Annotated in this window: 13 protein-coding genes; 8 read left to right on the top strand and 5 right to left on the bottom strand. The window is 72.9% G+C overall.

Going from position 1 to position 16459, the window contains the following annotated elements; all coding sequences use genetic code 11:
* Nucleotides 1–122: 122 nt before the first annotated feature.
* From WMF33_RS02890 to WMF33_RS02880, 3 genes are all read right to left on the bottom strand, one after another.
* Nucleotides 123–1334 carry a thiolase family protein gene (locus tag WMF33_RS02890; RefSeq protein WP_061627985.1) on the bottom strand — a complete coding sequence of 404 codons (1212 nt, stop codon included), beginning with the start codon at nt 1332–1334 and terminating at the stop codon, nt 123–125.
* 237 nt (nt 1335–1571) lie between these two features.
* Nucleotides 1572–2360 carry a TPM domain-containing protein gene (locus tag WMF33_RS02885; RefSeq protein ID WP_437335710.1) on the bottom strand — a complete coding sequence of 263 codons (789 nt, stop codon included), beginning with the start codon at nt 2358–2360 and terminating at the stop codon, nt 1572–1574.
* Nucleotides 2361–2373: 13 nt separating this feature from the next.
* On the bottom strand, nt 2374–2925 hold the full coding sequence (locus tag WMF33_RS02880; RefSeq protein WP_237244973.1) for a LemA family protein: 552 nt from the start codon (nt 2923–2925) through the stop codon (nt 2374–2376).
* Between the two features lie 280 nt (nt 2926–3205).
* Between WMF33_RS02880 and WMF33_RS02875 the strand changes: the two genes are divergently transcribed.
* The 5 genes from WMF33_RS02875 to WMF33_RS02855 all read left to right on the top strand — a co-directional run bounded on the left by WMF33_RS02875 (nt 3206) and on the right by WMF33_RS02855 (nt 8534).
* A complete protein-coding gene (locus WMF33_RS02875; protein ID WP_063823896.1) occupies nt 3206–3733 on the top strand; it encodes an ureidoglycolate lyase in 528 nt (175 codons plus the stop codon).
* Between the two features lie 151 nt (nt 3734–3884).
* Complete coding sequence (locus WMF33_RS02870) at nt 3885–4721, top strand: TrmH family RNA methyltransferase (protein WP_437335709.1); 837 nt, start codon at nt 3885–3887, stop codon at nt 4719–4721.
* 13 nt (nt 4722–4734) lie between these two features.
* Nucleotides 4735–5433 (top strand): hypothetical protein, encoded by a 699-nt coding sequence (locus tag WMF33_RS02865; protein ID WP_437335708.1) that lies wholly within the window; start codon nt 4735–4737, stop codon nt 5431–5433.
* A gap of 198 nt (nt 5434–5631) precedes the next feature.
* Nucleotides 5632–7998 (top strand): (Fe-S)-binding protein, encoded by a 2367-nt coding sequence (locus tag WMF33_RS02860; RefSeq protein WP_437335707.1) that lies wholly within the window; start codon nt 5632–5634, stop codon nt 7996–7998.
* A 275-nt stretch (nt 7999–8273) separates the two neighbouring features.
* A complete protein-coding gene (locus tag WMF33_RS02855; protein WP_061628108.1) occupies nt 8274–8534 on the top strand; it encodes a hypothetical protein in 261 nt (86 codons plus the stop codon).
* 81 nt (nt 8535–8615) lie between these two features.
* Here the strand turns inward: WMF33_RS02855 and WMF33_RS02850 are convergent, their stop codons facing one another.
* Complete coding sequence (locus tag WMF33_RS02850) at nt 8616–10922, bottom strand: autotransporter assembly complex protein TamA (protein ID WP_437339441.1); 2307 nt, start codon at nt 10920–10922, stop codon at nt 8616–8618.
* Nucleotides 10923–11236: 314 nt separating this feature from the next.
* On the opposite strand from WMF33_RS02850, the gene WMF33_RS02845 reads away from it, so the two are divergent.
* The 3 genes from WMF33_RS02845 to gspC all read left to right on the top strand — a co-directional run bounded on the left by WMF33_RS02845 (nt 11237) and on the right by gspC (nt 14805).
* Nucleotides 11237–11794, top strand: a complete 558-nt coding sequence (locus tag WMF33_RS02845) for a ubiquinol-cytochrome c reductase iron-sulfur subunit (RefSeq protein ID WP_061628106.1) — start codon at nt 11237–11239, stop codon at nt 11792–11794.
* Nucleotides 11791–13578: a cytochrome b N-terminal domain-containing protein gene (locus WMF33_RS02840; protein WP_437335706.1), complete on the top strand. Its 1788-nt coding sequence runs from the start codon at nt 11791–11793 to the stop codon at nt 13576–13578. The genes WMF33_RS02845 and WMF33_RS02840 overlap by 4 nt, the downstream gene beginning before the upstream one ends.
* A gap of 270 nt (nt 13579–13848) precedes the next feature.
* Nucleotides 13849–14805 carry a type II secretion system protein GspC gene (gene gspC, locus WMF33_RS02835; RefSeq protein WP_437335705.1) on the top strand — a complete coding sequence of 319 codons (957 nt, stop codon included), beginning with the start codon at nt 13849–13851 and terminating at the stop codon, nt 14803–14805.
* 30 nt (nt 14806–14835) lie between these two features.
* Here the strand turns inward: gspC and WMF33_RS02830 are convergent, their stop codons facing one another.
* Nucleotides 14836–16437, bottom strand: a complete 1602-nt coding sequence (locus WMF33_RS02830; RefSeq protein WP_437335704.1) for a protein kinase domain-containing protein — start codon at nt 16435–16437, stop codon at nt 14836–14838.
* Nucleotides 16438–16459 lie beyond the last annotated feature (22 nt).

The following is a 16459-nucleotide window of genomic DNA, read 5'->3' as shown; positions in this document are numbered from 1 at the left end:
TCCTGTTCTTTGCCGCCGAGGCGGCGCCGTCAGCCGAGGGAGGAGAGCCGCGAGCCCCCCTCCTGCGTCCTGGTACGGCGGTCTTATCGCATCTGGCGCCGCGGACGAGCGGCGAAATCGCCTCAGGCGCGCTCGAACAGCGTCGCGATGCCCTGGCCCACGCCGATGCACAGCGAAGCGACCCCGACCTTGGCGCCGCGCGCGCGCATGGCATGCACGAGCGTGCACGCGATGCGCGCGCCCGAGCAGCCGATCGGGTGACCGAGCGCGATCGCGCCGCCCCGGACATTGACGCGCGCCGGATCGAGCTCCAGCGCGCGCGAGCACGCGAGCGCCTGCGCCGCGAACGCCTCGTTGAGCTCGAAGACGTCCACGTTGGGCACGCGCAGCCCGGTCCGCTGGAGCAGCTTCTTCACGGCGGGGATCGGCCCCTCGCCCATGAGGTTGGGATCGACCCCCGCGGTCGCGGTCGCGACGACGCGCGCGAGCGGCGCCGCCCCGGCGGACTGCACGGCGTCGCCCGAGGCGAGCAGGAGCGCAGCGGCGCCGTCGTTGAGGGGCGAGGCGTTGCCCGCCGTCACCGTCCCGCCCTCGCGGAAGGCGGGCTTCAGCTTCGACAGCGCCTCGAGCGAGGCGTCGGCGCGCACGGACTCGTCGCGCTCGAACAGGACGGGCGCGCCCTTCTTCTGGGGGACGGGGACCGGGACGACCTCGGCGGCGAACCCGCCCGACTCCCACGCGAGCGTGGCGCGCTCGTGGGACGAGAGCGCGAACCGATCCTGATCCTCGCGGCTGACGCCGTGCTTCTTGGCCACGTTCTCGGCGGTCTCGCCCATCGACTGGAGCTCGAACCGCGCGGCCATCCTCGGGTTCGGGTAGCGCCAGCCGAGCGTCGTGTCGTAGACCGTCGGCGCGCTCCGATCGAAGCGCTCGGCCTGCTTGGGCATCGTGAACGGCGCGCGCGTCATGCTCTCGACGCCGCCGGCGATCACGCAGTCGGCCTCGCCGGTGGCGATCATGCGCGCGGCGTCGGCCACCGCTTCGAGCCCCGAGCCGCAGAGGCGGTTCACCGTGACGCCCGGGACCTCGTAGGGGAGGCCGGCGAGCAGGGCGGCCATGCGCGCGACGTTGCGGTTGTCCTCTCCGGCCTGGTTCGTCGCGCCGAGGACGACCTGGTCGAGGCGCGGCGCGAGCGAGGGCTGGCGGCGCACGAGCGCCTCGAGGACGTGCGCCGCGAGGTCGTCCGGGCGGACCGTCGCCAGCGCGCCGGCGTAACGTGCGATCGGGGTGCGGACGGCGTCGACGACGAAGACAGGGCGCAGGGCAGCAGCCATCAGGAGAGCGTAGCTTCGCCCGGTCGCGGCGCCGCTCCGAGATCGCGCGCGGTCGACCCCTCGTCCGCGCCGGGCGGCGGCGAGGTCGCGCCCGCCCGCCGGGTCACGGCCAGTGCAGCACAGCGCCGCGGGCCGACGTCGCGACGGACGAGCGATCCGATCCGTTTCCCGACGGAGCGCTGGCGTGCCGCAAGCGAGCTGGCGCGGCGCGGCATGGCGCTGGCGCGCCGCAGCGGCTCAGTAGCTGTCGCTGGATCCGCCGCCGCCGGAGCGACCGCCGCCGCCGCCGCCGAAGCCGGATCCACCGCCGCCGCGACCGCCGCCGCCGCCGCCGCCGCGGAAGAGGAGCGCTTGCAGGACGATCCACAGGAACCAGCGGAAGGAGGGCGAGATGACCGCGAGCAGCAGCGCCGCCACGATGGCGACGAGCGTGACGCCGATCTTGATGGGCGAGACCGGGGTGGGCGCCGGCCCTGGCGCCGGGCGCCGCTCCTGCTCGGGCGTCCCGGCGATGAGCGCCCGGGCGATCTCGGTCGTCCCCTGATCGATGGCGTCGCGGAACCGATCCTGCCGGAGCAGCGGGTTGATCGTCTGCCGGATGATGTCGTTCGACTGGAGATCCGTGAGCGCCCCGCCCACGCCCTTGCCCGTCTCGATGCGGACGCGCCGCTCGGACGGGGCGATCACCAGCAGGACGCCGTTGTCGGCCCCCCGCTGGCCGAGCTGCCACGCGTTGAAGGCCTCGTACGCGACGTCCTCGATCGTCTCGCCCTCGAGCGATCCCGCCACGAAGGCGACGATCTCGAAGCCGGTCTGGCGGCGGAGGCGATCGAGCTTCTGGTCGAGATAGAGGAGGTCGGACGGGCCGAGCCGCCCGGCGGTGTCGACGACGTGCCCCGTGAGCTTCGGCGGCGTGAACTCGGCGAGGGCGGGCCGAGCGACGAGCGCGCACACCAGCGCGATCGCGGCGGCGACCGCCCTGGCCACGGCCCGCAGCCGCGCTCCGCCCGAGACTGCCTGGCGCATCGCCGCCCCCTCCTCAGAACGCGACCTTGGGCGCCGACTGGACCTCGGGGGAGGCGGTGAAGTACACGCGCGGCTTGAACGGCTGGCCCGTCGCCTTGTTCACCACCTGGCCCCGGATCTTCAGGAGCTCCGCGTTGTACTCGCGCGCCGCTTGGTTGTACTCCTCGCGCGCTCGCAGGATGCGGTTCTCGATGCCCTCCAGCTGGACCTGCAGGCTGTGGAAGCTCTGGTTGGCCTTGAGATCGGGGTACTGCTCCTGCACCACGAGGAGCCGCGAGAGCGAGCCGCTGAGCTGCTCCTGCGCCTTCTGGAAGGCCTGCACCTTCTCGGGGTCGGTCAGGTCCTCGGCCTTCAGCTGGACGCTGGTGGCGCGGGCGCGCGCCTCGGCGACGCTCGCGAGCGTCTGCTCTTCGTGCTTGGCCGACGCCTTCACCACCGCCACGAGGTTCGGGACGAGGTCGTAACGCCGCTGGAGGTTCGCCTCGAGATCCGACCACTTCTGGGCCGCGATCTGATCCTTCTCGACGAGCACGTCGTAGCGCTGGCAGCCGACGACAGACGTCATGAGGGCGAGCACCGCCAAGAAAATGGAAAACACCGCGAGGCGCTTCCGAAATGTCGATTTGTGAACAATCCGCATGACTGACTCCAGGGTCGCTCGCGTTACCCGACGGGTAAGGCGTCGCGCCGTGTCATGCAAAACCTCGGCCTCGTGGCGGTCGCGGGGTGTCCCGCCGGCCGCCCCGGCGGCGTGGTACCCTTCGATTGCGCGATCGCGCCCGCGGCCTGGGCGCTCGCCGCAGGAGGGCCACACGCGTGGCGCACCGCCACAGCCGCCCGTTCCGATGAGCCACCGCCCGCGCATCGCAGCCCATTCGCTCAGCCCTGCGGCCTATGCGCCGTACGGCGACATCCTCATGGCCTCGCCGCACGGCCAGCCCGGCAGGCCGGCCAACCAGGGGACCGCCCGCCGCTTCGATCACCTCGCCGCGATCGAGAACCTCCGCCCCGGGCAGGCGGCGCTGAACGTCTCGGTCTTCCGCTGCGCTCCGCGCTCGAGCTTCCCGCTGCCGCTCGCGCTGCTCGAGAAGCACCCCGGCTCGACGCAGGCGTTCGTGCCGATGAACGCGCGGCGCTACCTCGTCGTCGTCGCCCTGGGCGGCGACCGGCCCGACCTCACGACGCTCGCCGCCTTCATCGCCCACGGCGCCCAGGGCATCACCTATCGCCCCGGCGTGTGGCACCACCCCATGATCGCGCTCGACGCCGAGGCCGACTTCGTCTGTCTGGTCTGGGAAGACGGCTCCCCCGGCGACTGCGCCGTCGTCGAGTACGCCGAGGGCGAGCGGGTCGCGATCGCGATCGAGCCCTGACCGCCGCCCCGCCCCGCCGCCCGCCGGCCCGGCGAGGCGCCACGGCCCGCGCCGGCGCAGGCGGGGCCGCGGCGGAGGCGGTCCCTCCGGGCCGCGATGGGCCGCAGCCTCCGGGGGCGCGCCGCGCTATAGAGGCGCCCCCGACCCAGCCATGCGCCGCTCGACCCCCAATTGCTCGTTCGTCGCGCAGGAGCAGCGAAGGCTGCTCGCCGCGCTCGATTCCCTCGACGTCGCCGCCGTCGCCCGCATCCTCGAGGAGTTCGTCACCGACGAGCGCAAGGCCCGGCTGCGCGGCGTCATCGCGGCGCGGCTCGACGCCGTCACCGTCGCCATGGACGCGCCGCACGACCCGCACAACGGGGCCGCCGTGCTCCGGTCGTGCGACGCGTTCGGCCTGCAGCGGCTGCACATCATCGAGCGCGCCGAGCAGTTCCTCGTGTCGAACACCGTCTCGCGCGGCTCCGAGCGCTGGGTCGACGTGCGCACGCACGCGACCACCGAGGCCGCGGTCGCGGCGCTCCGCGCCTCGGGGCACGAGCTCGTCGCGACCCGCCCGGACGGCGAGCTGACCCCGCGCGATCTCGCGGGCATCCCCCGCCTCGCGCTGGTGCTGGGCAACGAGCGCGACGGGATCCGCCCCGACCTCGCCGCCGCCTGCGCCCGCGCCGTGCGCGTCCCGATGCGGGGCTTCGCGGAGAGCCTCAACGTGAGCGTCACCGCGGCGATCCTGCTCGAGCAGGCGACCAGCGGCCGGCCCGGCGATCTGCCCGAGCCCTACCAGACGAGCCTCTACGCCCGCGCGCTGGTGCTCACCGTCCCCCACGCGGCGGAGATCCTGGCCGCGCGGGGCATGCGCCTGCCGCCGCCGCTCGGAGGAACGCCGCCCCCTCCGCCGCAGCCGCGCGGCCCCAAGCCGCGGAGGCCGGCGGCGGCCCCCGCGCGGGAAGAGCGCGGCGCCGGCGCCCCGCAGGAGCCGGAAGGCGGCTAGCATGCAGCCCCCCATGCGAAGCCCCGGTCCCCCGCGGCGCGAGCGCCGAGCCCGCGGCGCCATCCCGAAAGCGACCCCCGGCCCCGGCGCGCGCCTCGCCGGCGTGCGCGGGGCGCGCGCTGGGGCGAGGCGCGCGCTCGGCGCGGCGCTCGCGGCCCTGCTCCTCGCCGGCTGCATCGAGGTGCCGCCGCCCCCGCCCAGGCCGCCCCTCGAGCCGAAGGACCTCAAGGTCCCCGAGGGCGTCGGGCTCGAGATGGCGTGCACGCCGACGGGGGTCGAGCTCTGCTTCGACGCCCGCGACAACAACTGCAACGGCGTCATCGACGAGGGGTGCGGGCTCCACACCGGGATCCTCCAGTTCACGATCGCCTGGGAAGAGGCCGAGGCCGACGTCGACCTCAACGTCTACGATCCGGCGGGAGAGCTCGCCCGCGTCGGGGAGCCGACGGCGAGCGGCCTCATGAAGGATCGCGACTGCCCGCGCGTGAGCGGCGAGTGCCAGGAGCAGAACGTGGAGAACGTCTTCCTCACCGAGGGCGAGCCGGCCCGGGGCCGCTACCGCGTCGTCGTGCGGCTCGACAAGCTGAACGACGCGACGGCGCCCGTCCGCGTCCGCCTGAGCGCGCGGGTCGGCCAGCGCTCGTACAGCATGGCGCTCGACCTGTCTCCCTCGCCCGCGAGCGAGGAGAAGAGCGTCGAGTTCACGCTCTGAGCCCCGGCGGGCGCGCCTCCGGCCCGAGCGCGATCCGCGAACGCGCACACCAGCGACTCCGCCCTTGCAGGAACGGGATCCAGCGACAGCGATCCGCGCGCTTCACCGCCGCCGCGCGGTTGACGTCCGCCATCCCCCCACCTTAAAAGATGTGGCCATTTTGCACCCGGAGACGTCCCGCGAATGAATCCCATTTGGATGCTCACATTGCTCGTCGGCCTCTTCGCCGCCTTCGCGTGGAGCGCCAACCGGCGTTGGCAGCTCCTCAAGGTCGGGCGCGGGGAAAACCGGCTCGATCGGCTCGCCGAGCGCCTCAAAGGCACCTGGGAGTACGCCTTCCGCCAGCGAAAGATGGGTTACTACCCGCTCGCCGGGCTGGCGCATAAGCTCATCTTCTTCGGATTCCTGGTTCTCCTGCTCCGCACGCTGATCCTGTGGGGGCGCGGCTTCGACCCGGCGTTCGACCTGTGGATCCTGGGGCACGACCCGGTGCGGCTGCCGGGCATCGGCGCGGTGCCGCTCGGCGGCATCTACGAGTTCGTGAAGGACGTCATGGCCTCGCTGGTCGTCGCCGGCGCGCTCGTGTTCATCTACTACCGGGCGATCAAGCGCGAGCGGCGCATGACCCTGTCCGGCGAGGGGCTGCTCATCCTCGGCATCATCGTCACGATGATGCTGAGCGACATGCTCTATGACGGCGCCTCGCTGGTGCTGCACCACCGCTGGTCGACCGCGGCGTGCGCCTCCGGCGACGCGGCGCTCTGCGAGCGCGTCGCCACCGTGACCGCCCCGTTCGCGGGCGTCCCCGCGGACCCGGCGGCGCTCCGGTGGCACCTGTTCCCCGCCCCGGCGGGCTCGCTGTTCGCCGTGCTGCTGAGCGGCGCGAGCCCCGGGGCCCTCGTCGTCCTCGCGCACGTCGGGTTCTGGACGCACGTCACGCTGGTGCTCGTGTTCCTGAACCTGCTCCCGTACTCGAAGCACTTCCACATCATCACGTCGATCCCGAACGTCTTCGCGCGCAACCTCGACCCGCGCGGCCGGCTGCCGCTCGTCGCGGGCAGCGCCGAGGCGATCGGCGAGATGGTCATGAAGGCCGCCGAGGAGCCCGAGAAGGCCGAGCCGGTCGGCATCGGGCGCATCGAGGACTTCACCTGGAAGGCGATCCTCGACTTCTACACGTGCACCGAGTGCGGCCGCTGCAGCGACAACTGTCCGGCCCACAAGACGGGCAAGATCCTGAGCCCCAAGCAGCTCACGCTCGACCTGCGCGACCACCTGTACGGCCGCGACGTCGAGTTCCTCAACCGGCCCGGCGGCCCGCGGGGCGAGAGCAACGGCCACGCGGCGCAGGCGAACGGCCACGCCGGCGACGGGGCGGCGGCGCAGGACGGCCAGGGCGCGGAGGCGCAGGAGGGCGCCGGCCACGCGGAGCAGGCGGCGCCGGAGAACCCGGTCCCGACCCCGGAGGCCGGGTACAAGCCGGTCGACCTCGTGGCGAACGTCGTCCACCCGGACGTGCTCTGGGCCTGCACCACGTGCCGGGCCTGCGAGGAGCAGTGCCCGGTGATGATCAGCTACGTCGACAAGATCGTCTCGATGCGCCGCCACCTGGTCATGGTGAAGGGCGAGTTCCCCGCCGAGCTCGGCAATCCGTTCAACGCGATCGAGGTCAACGGCAACCCGTGGAACCTCGCGCGCATCGATCGCGCAAACTGGGCCGAGGGGCTCGAGATCCCGACGATGGCCGACAAGCCGCAGGCGCCGGTGCTCTACTGGGTCGGCTGCGCGGCGAGCTACGACGACCGCGCGAAGAAGATCGCGCGCGCGACCGCGCGGCTCCTGAAGGCGGCCGGCGTCGACTTCGCGATCCTCGGCCAGGAGGAGACCTGCACCGGCGATCCGGCGCGGCGCGCGGGCAACGAGTACCTCTTCGCGATGCTGGCCGAGCAGAACGCCGCGACCCTGAACGGCTACAAGGAGCAGGGCGGCATCCGGAAGATCGTCACGACCTGCCCCCACTGCTTCAACACGCTCGCCAACGAGTACCCGGACTTCGGCGCGAAGTTCGAGGTCGTGCACCACACGGACTTCCTGCTCGGCCTGGTCGCCGAGAAGAAGCTCGTCCCCAAGAAGCCGGTCGAGGGGAAGGTGGTCTTCCACGACTCCTGCTACCTCGGCCGCTACAACGACGTGTACGAGCAGCCGCGCGACATCCTGAAGCGCATCCCCGGCGTGCAGCTCGTCGAGGCCGAGGGGTGGAACCGGCAGAAGGGGCTCTGCTGCGGCGCCGGCGGCGCGCAGATGTGGATGGAGGAGCAGAACAAGGATCGCGTGAACGTCAAGCGGACGCTGCAGCTGCTCCAGACCGAGGCGAAGACGATCGCGACCGCCTGCCCGTTCTGCCAGACGATGATCACCGACGGGCTCAAGGATCAGTCCAAGGAGGACTCGATCCGCCAGCTCGACGTCGTCGAGCTGCTCGAAGAGAGCTGCGCCCTCGACCGCCCGGCCAGCAGCCGCGCCGCCCAGGAGCCCGCCGGCTCCGAGACGGCCGCCAGCGCCTAGCGTCCCCTAGATTTCCGTTGTGAACGCACGCGGGATCGCCGCGCCGTGGGGCCCATGGCGCACGATCCCGCGTATTCGCCTACATTTGCGCCCTGGAGCAGGCCTGACGAGGATCAGGCGCAGCCTTCTCGTGCGTCCCGTCTCGGCCTGAGCTAGATTCGGCCGTGCCGCCGGAGGTGGATGTGATTGAAGGCGCTCTGAAGGGGACCGCGAACCTGGACCCCCGCCCTACGCTGGAGGGAGCCGCGAATGCGGAGCACCGGCTGAGGGGGACATTGACTCACCCGATCTGCATCTCGGTCGACGCGGTCGCCGACAGCGCGCTGCGCGCGCGCCAAGCAGCCTCGGGCGTGACCGAGCTCCGCTGCGATGTGTGCGACGCGGCCATCGAGGGCGAGCCCGCCGGGCGCGGCCTCTACGTGTGGTCGCGCGGCGATGAGCTCCGGATCGAGGAGCCCGCCCTGTGCGGCGGCTGCGCCGTCGCCATCGGAATGACCGCGCTGTCCGCCTGGAACGTCGAGGAAGAAGAGGGCTGAGCCCGCCTCCCCCGCCGCTCCGAGGGGCGACGCGCGCGGGCCGCGCCGCCGCCCGGCGGCTCGCTCCCCCTCAGCATCCCCTCAGAACGCCTCGCCGATCGCCAGGTTCACGGCGATGGGCAGCACGCCGAACAGCGCGTCCGGCGTCCGCTCGTCCGGGGGCCAGCCATCCTCCCCGGGCGTGCACTCGCCGAACACCTGCATGCACGGGACGCGGTAGCCGACGTCGAAGCGCAGCGGGCCGACCGGCGTGGTGTAGCGCAGCCCGACGCCGGCCGAGAGGTGCGGCCGCTGCGCCCCCGAGCGGAACAGGCTGAGCTCCCGGGTGACGTCGCCCGCGTCGGCGAAGATCACGGTGCCGAAGCTCTCGCCGAGCGGTATCCGGAGCTCCAGGCTCGCCTCCCAGAGCAACCGGCCGCCGATGGGGACCAGCGGGGCCTCATCGCCCTGGGTATCCCCCTGGCCGGTCAGGCTCGGCACGCGGGCGTGGGGGCCGACCTCGTTGAACCCGTAGCCGCGGTTGCTCGTCGCGCCGCCGCTGAAGAACCCGCGGAACTGCATGAGCTGGACGTCGGCCCCCACGTCCGCCCGGCAGCCCGCCCGGGCCGGATCGCCCTCCGCGAGGGTGTCGCACCGGGTCAGATCCGCCGACGACGAGTCGCCGTAGCCGCTCGGGAACAGCCACCCGGTCGTCATGCGAAAGCCGAGGGTCCATTTCCGCGAGACGGGGAGGTAGGCGCGAAACTCGGGCTGGAGGCGGAGGTCGCGCGCGGCGCGGACCTCGTGCCCGACGATGGCGTTCGCCAGCGCGGTGTCGAACCGCAAGTACCCGGCGAGCTGCGCGTCCAGCGCGACGTAGTAGCCATGGTGAGGGGTCAGCCGGTCCGGCTTGCCCGCCCGGTTCAGGCGGCGATCGTAGGACACGAGCGCTTGCAAATAAGGGATGAAGATGGACTGGAACCCCAGCGGCAGCGGCACGTCGTTGTAGGTGAACGGGCTGTTGAGCTGAACGTTGTAGAGGAGGGCCGCGTTCAGGTCCGATTTCAGGAACGGCCGCTCCAGACCGATGGAACCGACGTACTCGCGGTAGCCGACGATCGCGTGTTCCGGCGGCTCCTGAGGAGGGTTTGCTGCACTTCCTGGCTCCCCCTCTTCTGGTTTCTTTGCCGTATCGGGCTTGGTGCAGAACTCACCGGTCCGCGGGCAATAGAGCTTGAACGAGCCGCGCAGCACCGCGGCCGTGCGCCGCTCGAACGCCCCCGGCTGGCGGAGCTCGGACCGCAGCTGGATCTCCGGCAGGAGGCGGAAGGTGTCCCCGAGGTCCTCGCCGAACAGGGTCGAGAACTCGACCGGATAGAAGACCAGCCCGGGCCGGGCCTCGATGTTGAAGCGGCGCAGGCCGCCGAGGAAGTTGCGATCTTCCCACCCGGCGACGAGGTGCGCCTCGACGCGCGAGCCGACCTCGGCGCCGCCGCCGAGCTTCACGGCGCGCAGCGCGGCCGGCTCCACGGAGAACGTCACGGGGACGACCGGGCTCCTCGGCTGCCCGGCCGGCGCGAGCTCGGGCTTCACGGCGACGGCGCCGAACACGCCGAAGTCGGCCAGCGCCTGCTCCGCCTCCGCGAGCACCGCGGTCGAGAAGCGCTCGCCCTCCTCGATGCCGATCGCCGTCCTGACCGGCCCCTCCGGCAGCTCGCCGAGCCCCTCCAGCTTCACCTTGCCGAACGTGCACTCGGGGCCGAGCTCGATCGTGTAGCGGACCCGCGCCTCGTTCTTCACGAGGTCGACGTCGACGTGCCCCTCGACCGTCGCGTAGGCAAAGCCGCGATCGGTGAGCACCCGGAGCAGCGCCTTCTTCAGCTCCTCGTACTGCTCCTCGTCCAGGCGCTCGCCGACCCGGAGCCGGGCCTTCGCGTCGGTCACCGGCCGGACGACGTCCTTGCCCTTCTCCAGGGTCCAGTCCCGCCACTGCAGATCCACCGAGGCGATCTTCACCGGCTGCCCCTCGGAGACGACGATGCGCACCCGCACGCGCCCCTCCTTGCCGGGGCCGCCGGTCCGCTGCACCCGCGCCGCGCGCGCCCGCGCGTTGTAGAACCCGCGCGCCCGGTAATACCGCTCGATGCGGGCCATGTCCCGCTCGAGGACGAACCGGTCGAACCGCTCGTACTCGACCGTGAGCGCGTCCCAGATGCTCAGGATCGGCACGGGCTCGAGCGCGCCGCCGAGCAGATGCGAGCTCTCCGCCGTCGCGATCCGGTCGGCGAGCTCGTCGCCGCTGATCACCTCGTCGCCGTCGAACGAGACCTCCTCGATGGCGCACCCGCTGAGGTCCGGGCGCGTGCACGCCGGCGGTTGACGCGAGGCGGCACAGGCGGAGACCCCCAGCGCTGCGAGCGCCGTGAGCGCTGCGGCGACGGATCGCGACGGCGGGACCTGAACACCTGAAAGAGAACTTTCGGTTGAGCCGGCGACGATGCGATCGCCCCGGCGTGCGCGATGGCGAGGATTCAACGTTAGGCCCGTGTTTTCGATATGCTGCCGTCCACTTCGGCCGCCGGATGCCCGCTCCGAGTCTGAGCGGGCCCTCGGAGCGGCGCGAGCGAGGGAGAGCCTACGAGATGGCAGAGCCGACGCAAAAGGAACCTGGTGCCGGTGGGTACCCGGGATATGGATTGCCGCATGAACCTGGTGCCCCCGGGGTGCCCGCGAGCGCAGGCGCGCCGTTCGGAGCCCCGCCCCCCGAGGAGCGGCGCGGCGCCCTGAAGGCGCTCGTCGCGATCGGCGGCCTGGCCTACGCCGGCGCGATCGCCGTGCCGGCGGCGACCTTCATCGCCGGTCCTGCCGGCAACGCCGGCGCGTCAAGCGGGCGTGAGCGCTGGGTGCGGGTCGGGCGGCTCGCGGATCTGCCGCCGGGAGAGCCCCGACGCCTCAAGGTGATCGGCGAGGAGCGCGACGCCTTCACGGTCGCGAAGGATCAGATGCTCGGCGCCATCTGGGTCATCCGCGAGGGCGAGAAGCTCCGCGCGATGAGCGCCACGTGCCCGCACCTCGGCTGCGGCATCGAGCTCAACGACGACAAGAAGAGCTTCAACTGCCCGTGCCACGCGTCGCGCTTCGCCCTGTCGGGCGCGCCGGAGACGGGGCCGTCCCCGCGCCCGATGGATGCGCTCGCGACGCGCGTCGTGGACGGCTGGGTCGAGGTGGACTTCCGGCGCTACCGTGACGGGACCGCCGAGCTCCAGGAGATCGCAGGATGAGCTTCGGCGACTGGCTGAACGAGCGCGTCGGCTACCGCGAGCCCCTCCGCCGCCTGCTCGACGAGCCCATCCCCGGCGGCGCGCGCATCGGCTACGTCTGGGGCGGCGCGCTCGCGCTGCTGCTGCTCGTCGAGGCCGTCACGGGCGCGCTGCTCATGTCGGCGTACGCACCGAGCGCGACCACGGCGTGGGCGAGCGTCGCGCACATCAATTTCACCCTGCGCGCCGGGTGGCTCATCCGGGGCCTCCACTACTTCGGAGCGCAGGCGCTCGTCATCCTGATCGGGATCCACGTGGCGCAGCTCGCGATCCACGGCGCGTACCGCGCGCCGCGCGAGGTCGGCTGGTTCCTCAAGCTCGGCCTGCTGCTGATGGTCCTCGGCTTCGCCTTCACCGGCAACCCGCTCCCGTGGGACCAGGACGGCTACTGGGGCACGCGCGTCGAGACGGGCATCATGGGCGCGGTCCCCGTCGTCGGGCCGCTCACGCAAGAGCTCGTGGTCGGCGGCAGCTCGCTCGGCCACCTGACGCTGACGCGGCTCTACGCGCTGCACGTGTTCGTGCTGCCGGCGGCCACGGCCCTGCTGCTCGCCGGGAGCTTCGCGCAGTTCCGCAAGCACGGCTTCGGCGCGCCCCACGGCGCGAACCTCTCGAAGGCGGACCGGTTCTTCCCGAAGCAGCTCGGCATGATCCTCCTCGCCGCCGCGGTCGTGCTCGTCGTGCTCTTCGACCTCGCGGCCATCGAGCACGGCGCGCCGCTCGAGGCGCCCGCGGACCCGGTCAGCGACTACACCGCCCGTCCGGCGTGGTACTTCCGCCCGCTCTTCGAGCTGCGCAAGTTCTTCCCCGGCTCGCTGGAGCTCATCGCGACCGTCGGCTTGCCGGGCGTGATCGGGCTGTACCTCGCCCTGCTCCCGTTCATCGACCGGAAGCCCGGCCCGCTCCGCGCGCGCCTGCCGGCGCTCGCGCCGCTGTTCCTGGTCGGCCTCGGGGCCGCCGGCCTCCTGGCGAAATCGTTCGCGTCCGACGCGAAGGACGAGGGCTATCAGCGCTCGCAGGCGCAGAACGCCCAGCGCACCGCGCGCGCGATCGCGCTGTTCAAGCAGGGCGTCCCGCCCGAGGGCGCGCTCGCGATGCTGCGCAACGATCCGGAGACGCGCGGCGAGGACCTCTACAAGAAGGAGTGCGCGAGCTGCCACCGGCTGAACGATCTCGGCCCGCCCAAGGACAAGCAGACGGCGCCGGACCTCACCGGGTTCGGGACGAAGGCCTGGGCGCTCGAGGTGCTGAGGGATCCCGACGCCGACCACCTCTTCGGCAAGACGCCGTTCAAGGAGATGATGCCGTCGGTGGTCAAGCCGCCCGCGGATCCCGAGGCGGCGAAGGTGTTCACGCCGATGAGCGCGGCCGACCAGGAGACGATCGCCGCGTTCCTCGAGGCGCAGGCGCGCGGGGAGCCGAGCGCCGGGACCCAGGGAGAGAAGCTGGTCCGGCAGCGGTGCACGAGCTGCCACCGGCTCGACGGCAAGACCGACGACGAGGAGTCGGCCGCGCCCGAGCTCCGCGGCTGGGCCTCGGTCGCGTGGATCGAGGCGCAGATCGCGAACCCCGGCAGCGGCAAGGCCTACCCGCCGGCGGCCATGGCGAAGGATCTCGAGGGCCACATGCCGGCGTTCGAGGAGAAGATCTCCGCGAACGACCGGAAGATCCTCGCCGCCTGGGTGTACCGCCGCGGCCGCGGCGAGGCCGCGGCCGGCGCCCAGGCGCCCGAGAAGAAGCCCTGAGCGCGCCGCGCTCGGGCCCCCGCCGTCCCAGACCTCCCTCCGCTCGCTCCTCCTCTCGATGAACGCCGGCGCGCGCTGATCCGTTCGGGTCGCGGCGCGCTGGCCGGCGCTCGCGCGCGCCCCGGCGCGCGCGCCGGCATGCGCGGTGCTGTGCGTCCCCGAGGGCGGGGGCCGGTGGCGACATCGTGCACGGTCGCCTCCCACGCCGGCGTGCGCGCGGCGCTCGCATCGGCGGCGGCGGCGCGCGCGCGCCCAGAAAGAGCAGGATCCGTGGACCTGGATGCGGCCGTGAAGCATCACTTCCCGTGGATCGCGGGCACGCTGATCGCGTCCGCCGCCTATTTCCAGGCAGCGGGGGTCTCGCACCTGCTCGGGAGGACGATCATCCCGGACAGAGCCGCGGGGGTCGCGTCCCTGCCGCGCGCCTCCGGCCGCGCGCAGCGGAACGACCTGCACGCGACGAACGCCGACGCGATCCTGCAGCGCAACCCGTTCGACGCGGCGACGGGGCCGCTCCTGCCGGCGCCGGGCGGCGCCCCCGAGGCGCGCGCGGCCGCGGCGGGCGGCGATCCGTGGCGCGATCCGATCTGCGACGCCGGGCGCGTGGTGCTCATCGCGGCCTCGCAGGACGACGCGTGGTCGTTCGCGGCCATCGAGGGCCCCGACGGACGGACGCAGCTCCGGCGGCTCGGCGGCGACGCGCCGGGGGGCACGCTCGCGCGCATCGCCTGGGACCGCGTCTGGATCGCCGCGGGCGGCGCGCGCTGCCAGCTGCAGCTCGGGAAGAGCGCGCGCGCGGCCGCGCCGGAGCCGCCGCCGCCGCCGCGGCCTGAGGCGAGGCCGGTCGGCGGCGAGGGCGGCATGAGCTCGATCCCGCCGGAGATCGCCGCCCGCATCCGGCGGGTGAGCGCCACGGAGTTCAACGTCGACCGGTCGGCGGTCGACCAGATCCTCGAGCAGCAGGCGCTCCTCATGCGCTCCGCTCGGGTGATCCCGGAGCGGCAAGGGGGCCGCGTCGTCGGGCTGAAGCTCAGGATCAAGCGGGGCTCGCTGCTCGAGTCGCTCGGGCTGGAGAGCGGCGACTCGCTGCGGTCGATCAACGGCTTCGACGTCACCGATCCGCAGAAGGCGCTGGAGGCCTACGCGCGGCTCCGGACCGCGAACCACCTGTCCGTGGCGATCGAGCGCGGCGGCCAGCTGATGACCGTCGACTTCAACATCCGCTGAAGGTGTCGGCGCCTCGGAGCCCCGCGCGGCTCAGCCGAGGGCGTCGAGCGTCGCCTTGGCCGCCCGGCCCGTCAGCGACGGCGGCGCGACCGACTCCCACCACGCCGCCGCGTGCTGCTCGGTCCACTCGGCGTCCAGGCGGAGCGCGGCGAGCCGCTCGGACAGCTCGCGCGCGGACTGCGGCCGCTTCGCCGGGTCCTTCTCCAGGCAGTCGAGCACGAGGCGATCGAGCGCCGGCGGGATCGGGCGCCCCGCGCGCTTCGACGGCGCGACGGGCGCCTCGGTGGCGTGGAGCAGCACCATCTTCATCGCGGTCTCGGCCTCGAACACGAGCGCGCCGGTGAGCAGCCAGTAGGCGACGCACCCGAGCGCGTAGATGTCCGTCCGGCCGTCGATGGGGCGATCGCCGACCACCACCTCCGGCGCCATGAACGCGGGCGTCCCGGTGATCGCGTTGTCCGCCGTCAGCGTGGAGGGGGCCGCGTCCTTCTTGCGCACGGCGACCAGCCCGAAATCGAGCACCTTCAAGAAATCGAGATCCGCGCCGTAGCGGCACAGGAACAGGTTGGCCGGCTTGATGTCGCGGTGCACCAGGAAGGCCCTGTGCGCCTCGTGCAGCGAGTGGCAGGCCTGCCGCAGCAGGTGGACCACCCGCGCGGGCGGCTGCGGGCCGTCCAGCTTGACGAGCGTGTCGAGGTCCATGCCGTCGAGCAGCTCCATCACGTAGTAGAACGACCCGTCGCGGGCGACGCCGAAGTCGAAGATGCCGATCGTGTGCGGCGACCTCAGCGCCGCGGTCGCCTGCGCCTCGCGCTCGAACCGCGCCTTCGCGTTGCCGCCGCTCGCCGCCTCGCCCTGGAACGCCTCCGGGCGGATCAGCTTCACGGCCGCGGGGCGCGCGAGCATGCGGTGCCTCGCCCGCCACACCTCGCCCATGCCGCCGCCGCCGAGCCGCTCGACGAGGCGGTAGCTGCCGAGCTCCCGCGCCGCGTCGAGCTTGCGCCCGAGGCCGAAGACCACGCGCGACACGAACACGGAGAGCGCGAGCGCGATGACGCTCGGGAAGAAGCGGCGGAACATCGCCTCGCGCGCGGGCATCTCCATGAAGCCCCACCGGACGAGCACCCAGAGGCACGCCGGGTCGGTGAGGATCGCCAGCGTCGAGGTGAGCAGGGTGCGAACGCTCGGGGCGGGGATGATGATGGGGAACACCAGCACCCAGACGGCCACCGGCGGCCAGCCCGGCAGCATCGGCCCCTCGGGCCACGGCTGCGCGTTGGTGATGACGGAGATCGAGGCGGCGCCCAGGACCTTGTAGGCGAACGAGAGGTCGACGATGCGCGGCGGCGAGAGCAGCCGCCGCCGCGCGACGACGAAGAGCGCGGCCGAGACGAGCACGAACGGCAGGAAGACCGCGAAGCGGATCGGGCGGGGGCCGAGCGCGACGCCCGGGAAGAGCTCCGACACGATGAAGCCGGCGGCGCCCGCGACGATCGTGAAGAGCGCCACCCACGCGATGCGCCGCACCGCCTCCTCCTCGAGGTCCGGGGGGAGCCGCGGCGACAGCCACTCCCAGCGCGCCCTCGCGCAGGGATTGCTGGCGTCGGGGCCGAGGAAGATGGTCTCGCTCATGCGTCGCGCGCGGCGCACGGCC

Source organism: Sorangium sp. So ce394 (genome assembly GCF_051474665.1).
Lineage (GTDB): Bacteria > Myxococcota_A > Polyangia > Polyangiales > Polyangiaceae > Sorangium > Sorangium cellulosum_D.
The sequence above is the reverse complement of the archived record's forward strand: the minus strand, read 5'-3'. Positions and strand labels throughout refer to the sequence as shown.

Coding starts and splice junctions, on each gene's coding strand:
- WMF33_RS02890 (WP_061627985.1), bottom strand. CDS start 1,334: ATGGCTGCTGCCCTGCGCCCTGTCTTCGTCGTCGACGCCGTCCGCACC.
- WMF33_RS02885 (WP_437335710.1), bottom strand. CDS start 2,360: ATGCGCCAGGCAGTCTCGGGCGGAGCGCGGCTGCGGGCCGTGGCCAGG.
- WMF33_RS02880 (WP_237244973.1), bottom strand. CDS start 2,925: ATGACGTCTGTCGTCGGCTGCCAGCGCTACGACGTGCTCGTCGAGAAG.
- WMF33_RS02875 (WP_063823896.1), top strand. CDS start 3,206: ATGAGCCACCGCCCGCGCATCGCAGCCCATTCGCTCAGCCCTGCGGCC.
- WMF33_RS02870 (WP_437335709.1), top strand. CDS start 3,885: ATGCGCCGCTCGACCCCCAATTGCTCGTTCGTCGCGCAGGAGCAGCGA.
- WMF33_RS02865 (WP_437335708.1), top strand. CDS start 4,735: ATGCGAAGCCCCGGTCCCCCGCGGCGCGAGCGCCGAGCCCGCGGCGCC.
- WMF33_RS02860 (WP_437335707.1), top strand. CDS start 5,632: ATGCTCACATTGCTCGTCGGCCTCTTCGCCGCCTTCGCGTGGAGCGCC.
- WMF33_RS02840 (WP_437335706.1), top strand. CDS start 11,791: ATGAGCTTCGGCGACTGGCTGAACGAGCGCGTCGGCTACCGCGAGCCC.
- WMF33_RS02830 (WP_437335704.1), bottom strand. CDS start 16,437: ATGAGCGAGACCATCTTCCTCGGCCCCGACGCCAGCAATCCCTGCGCG.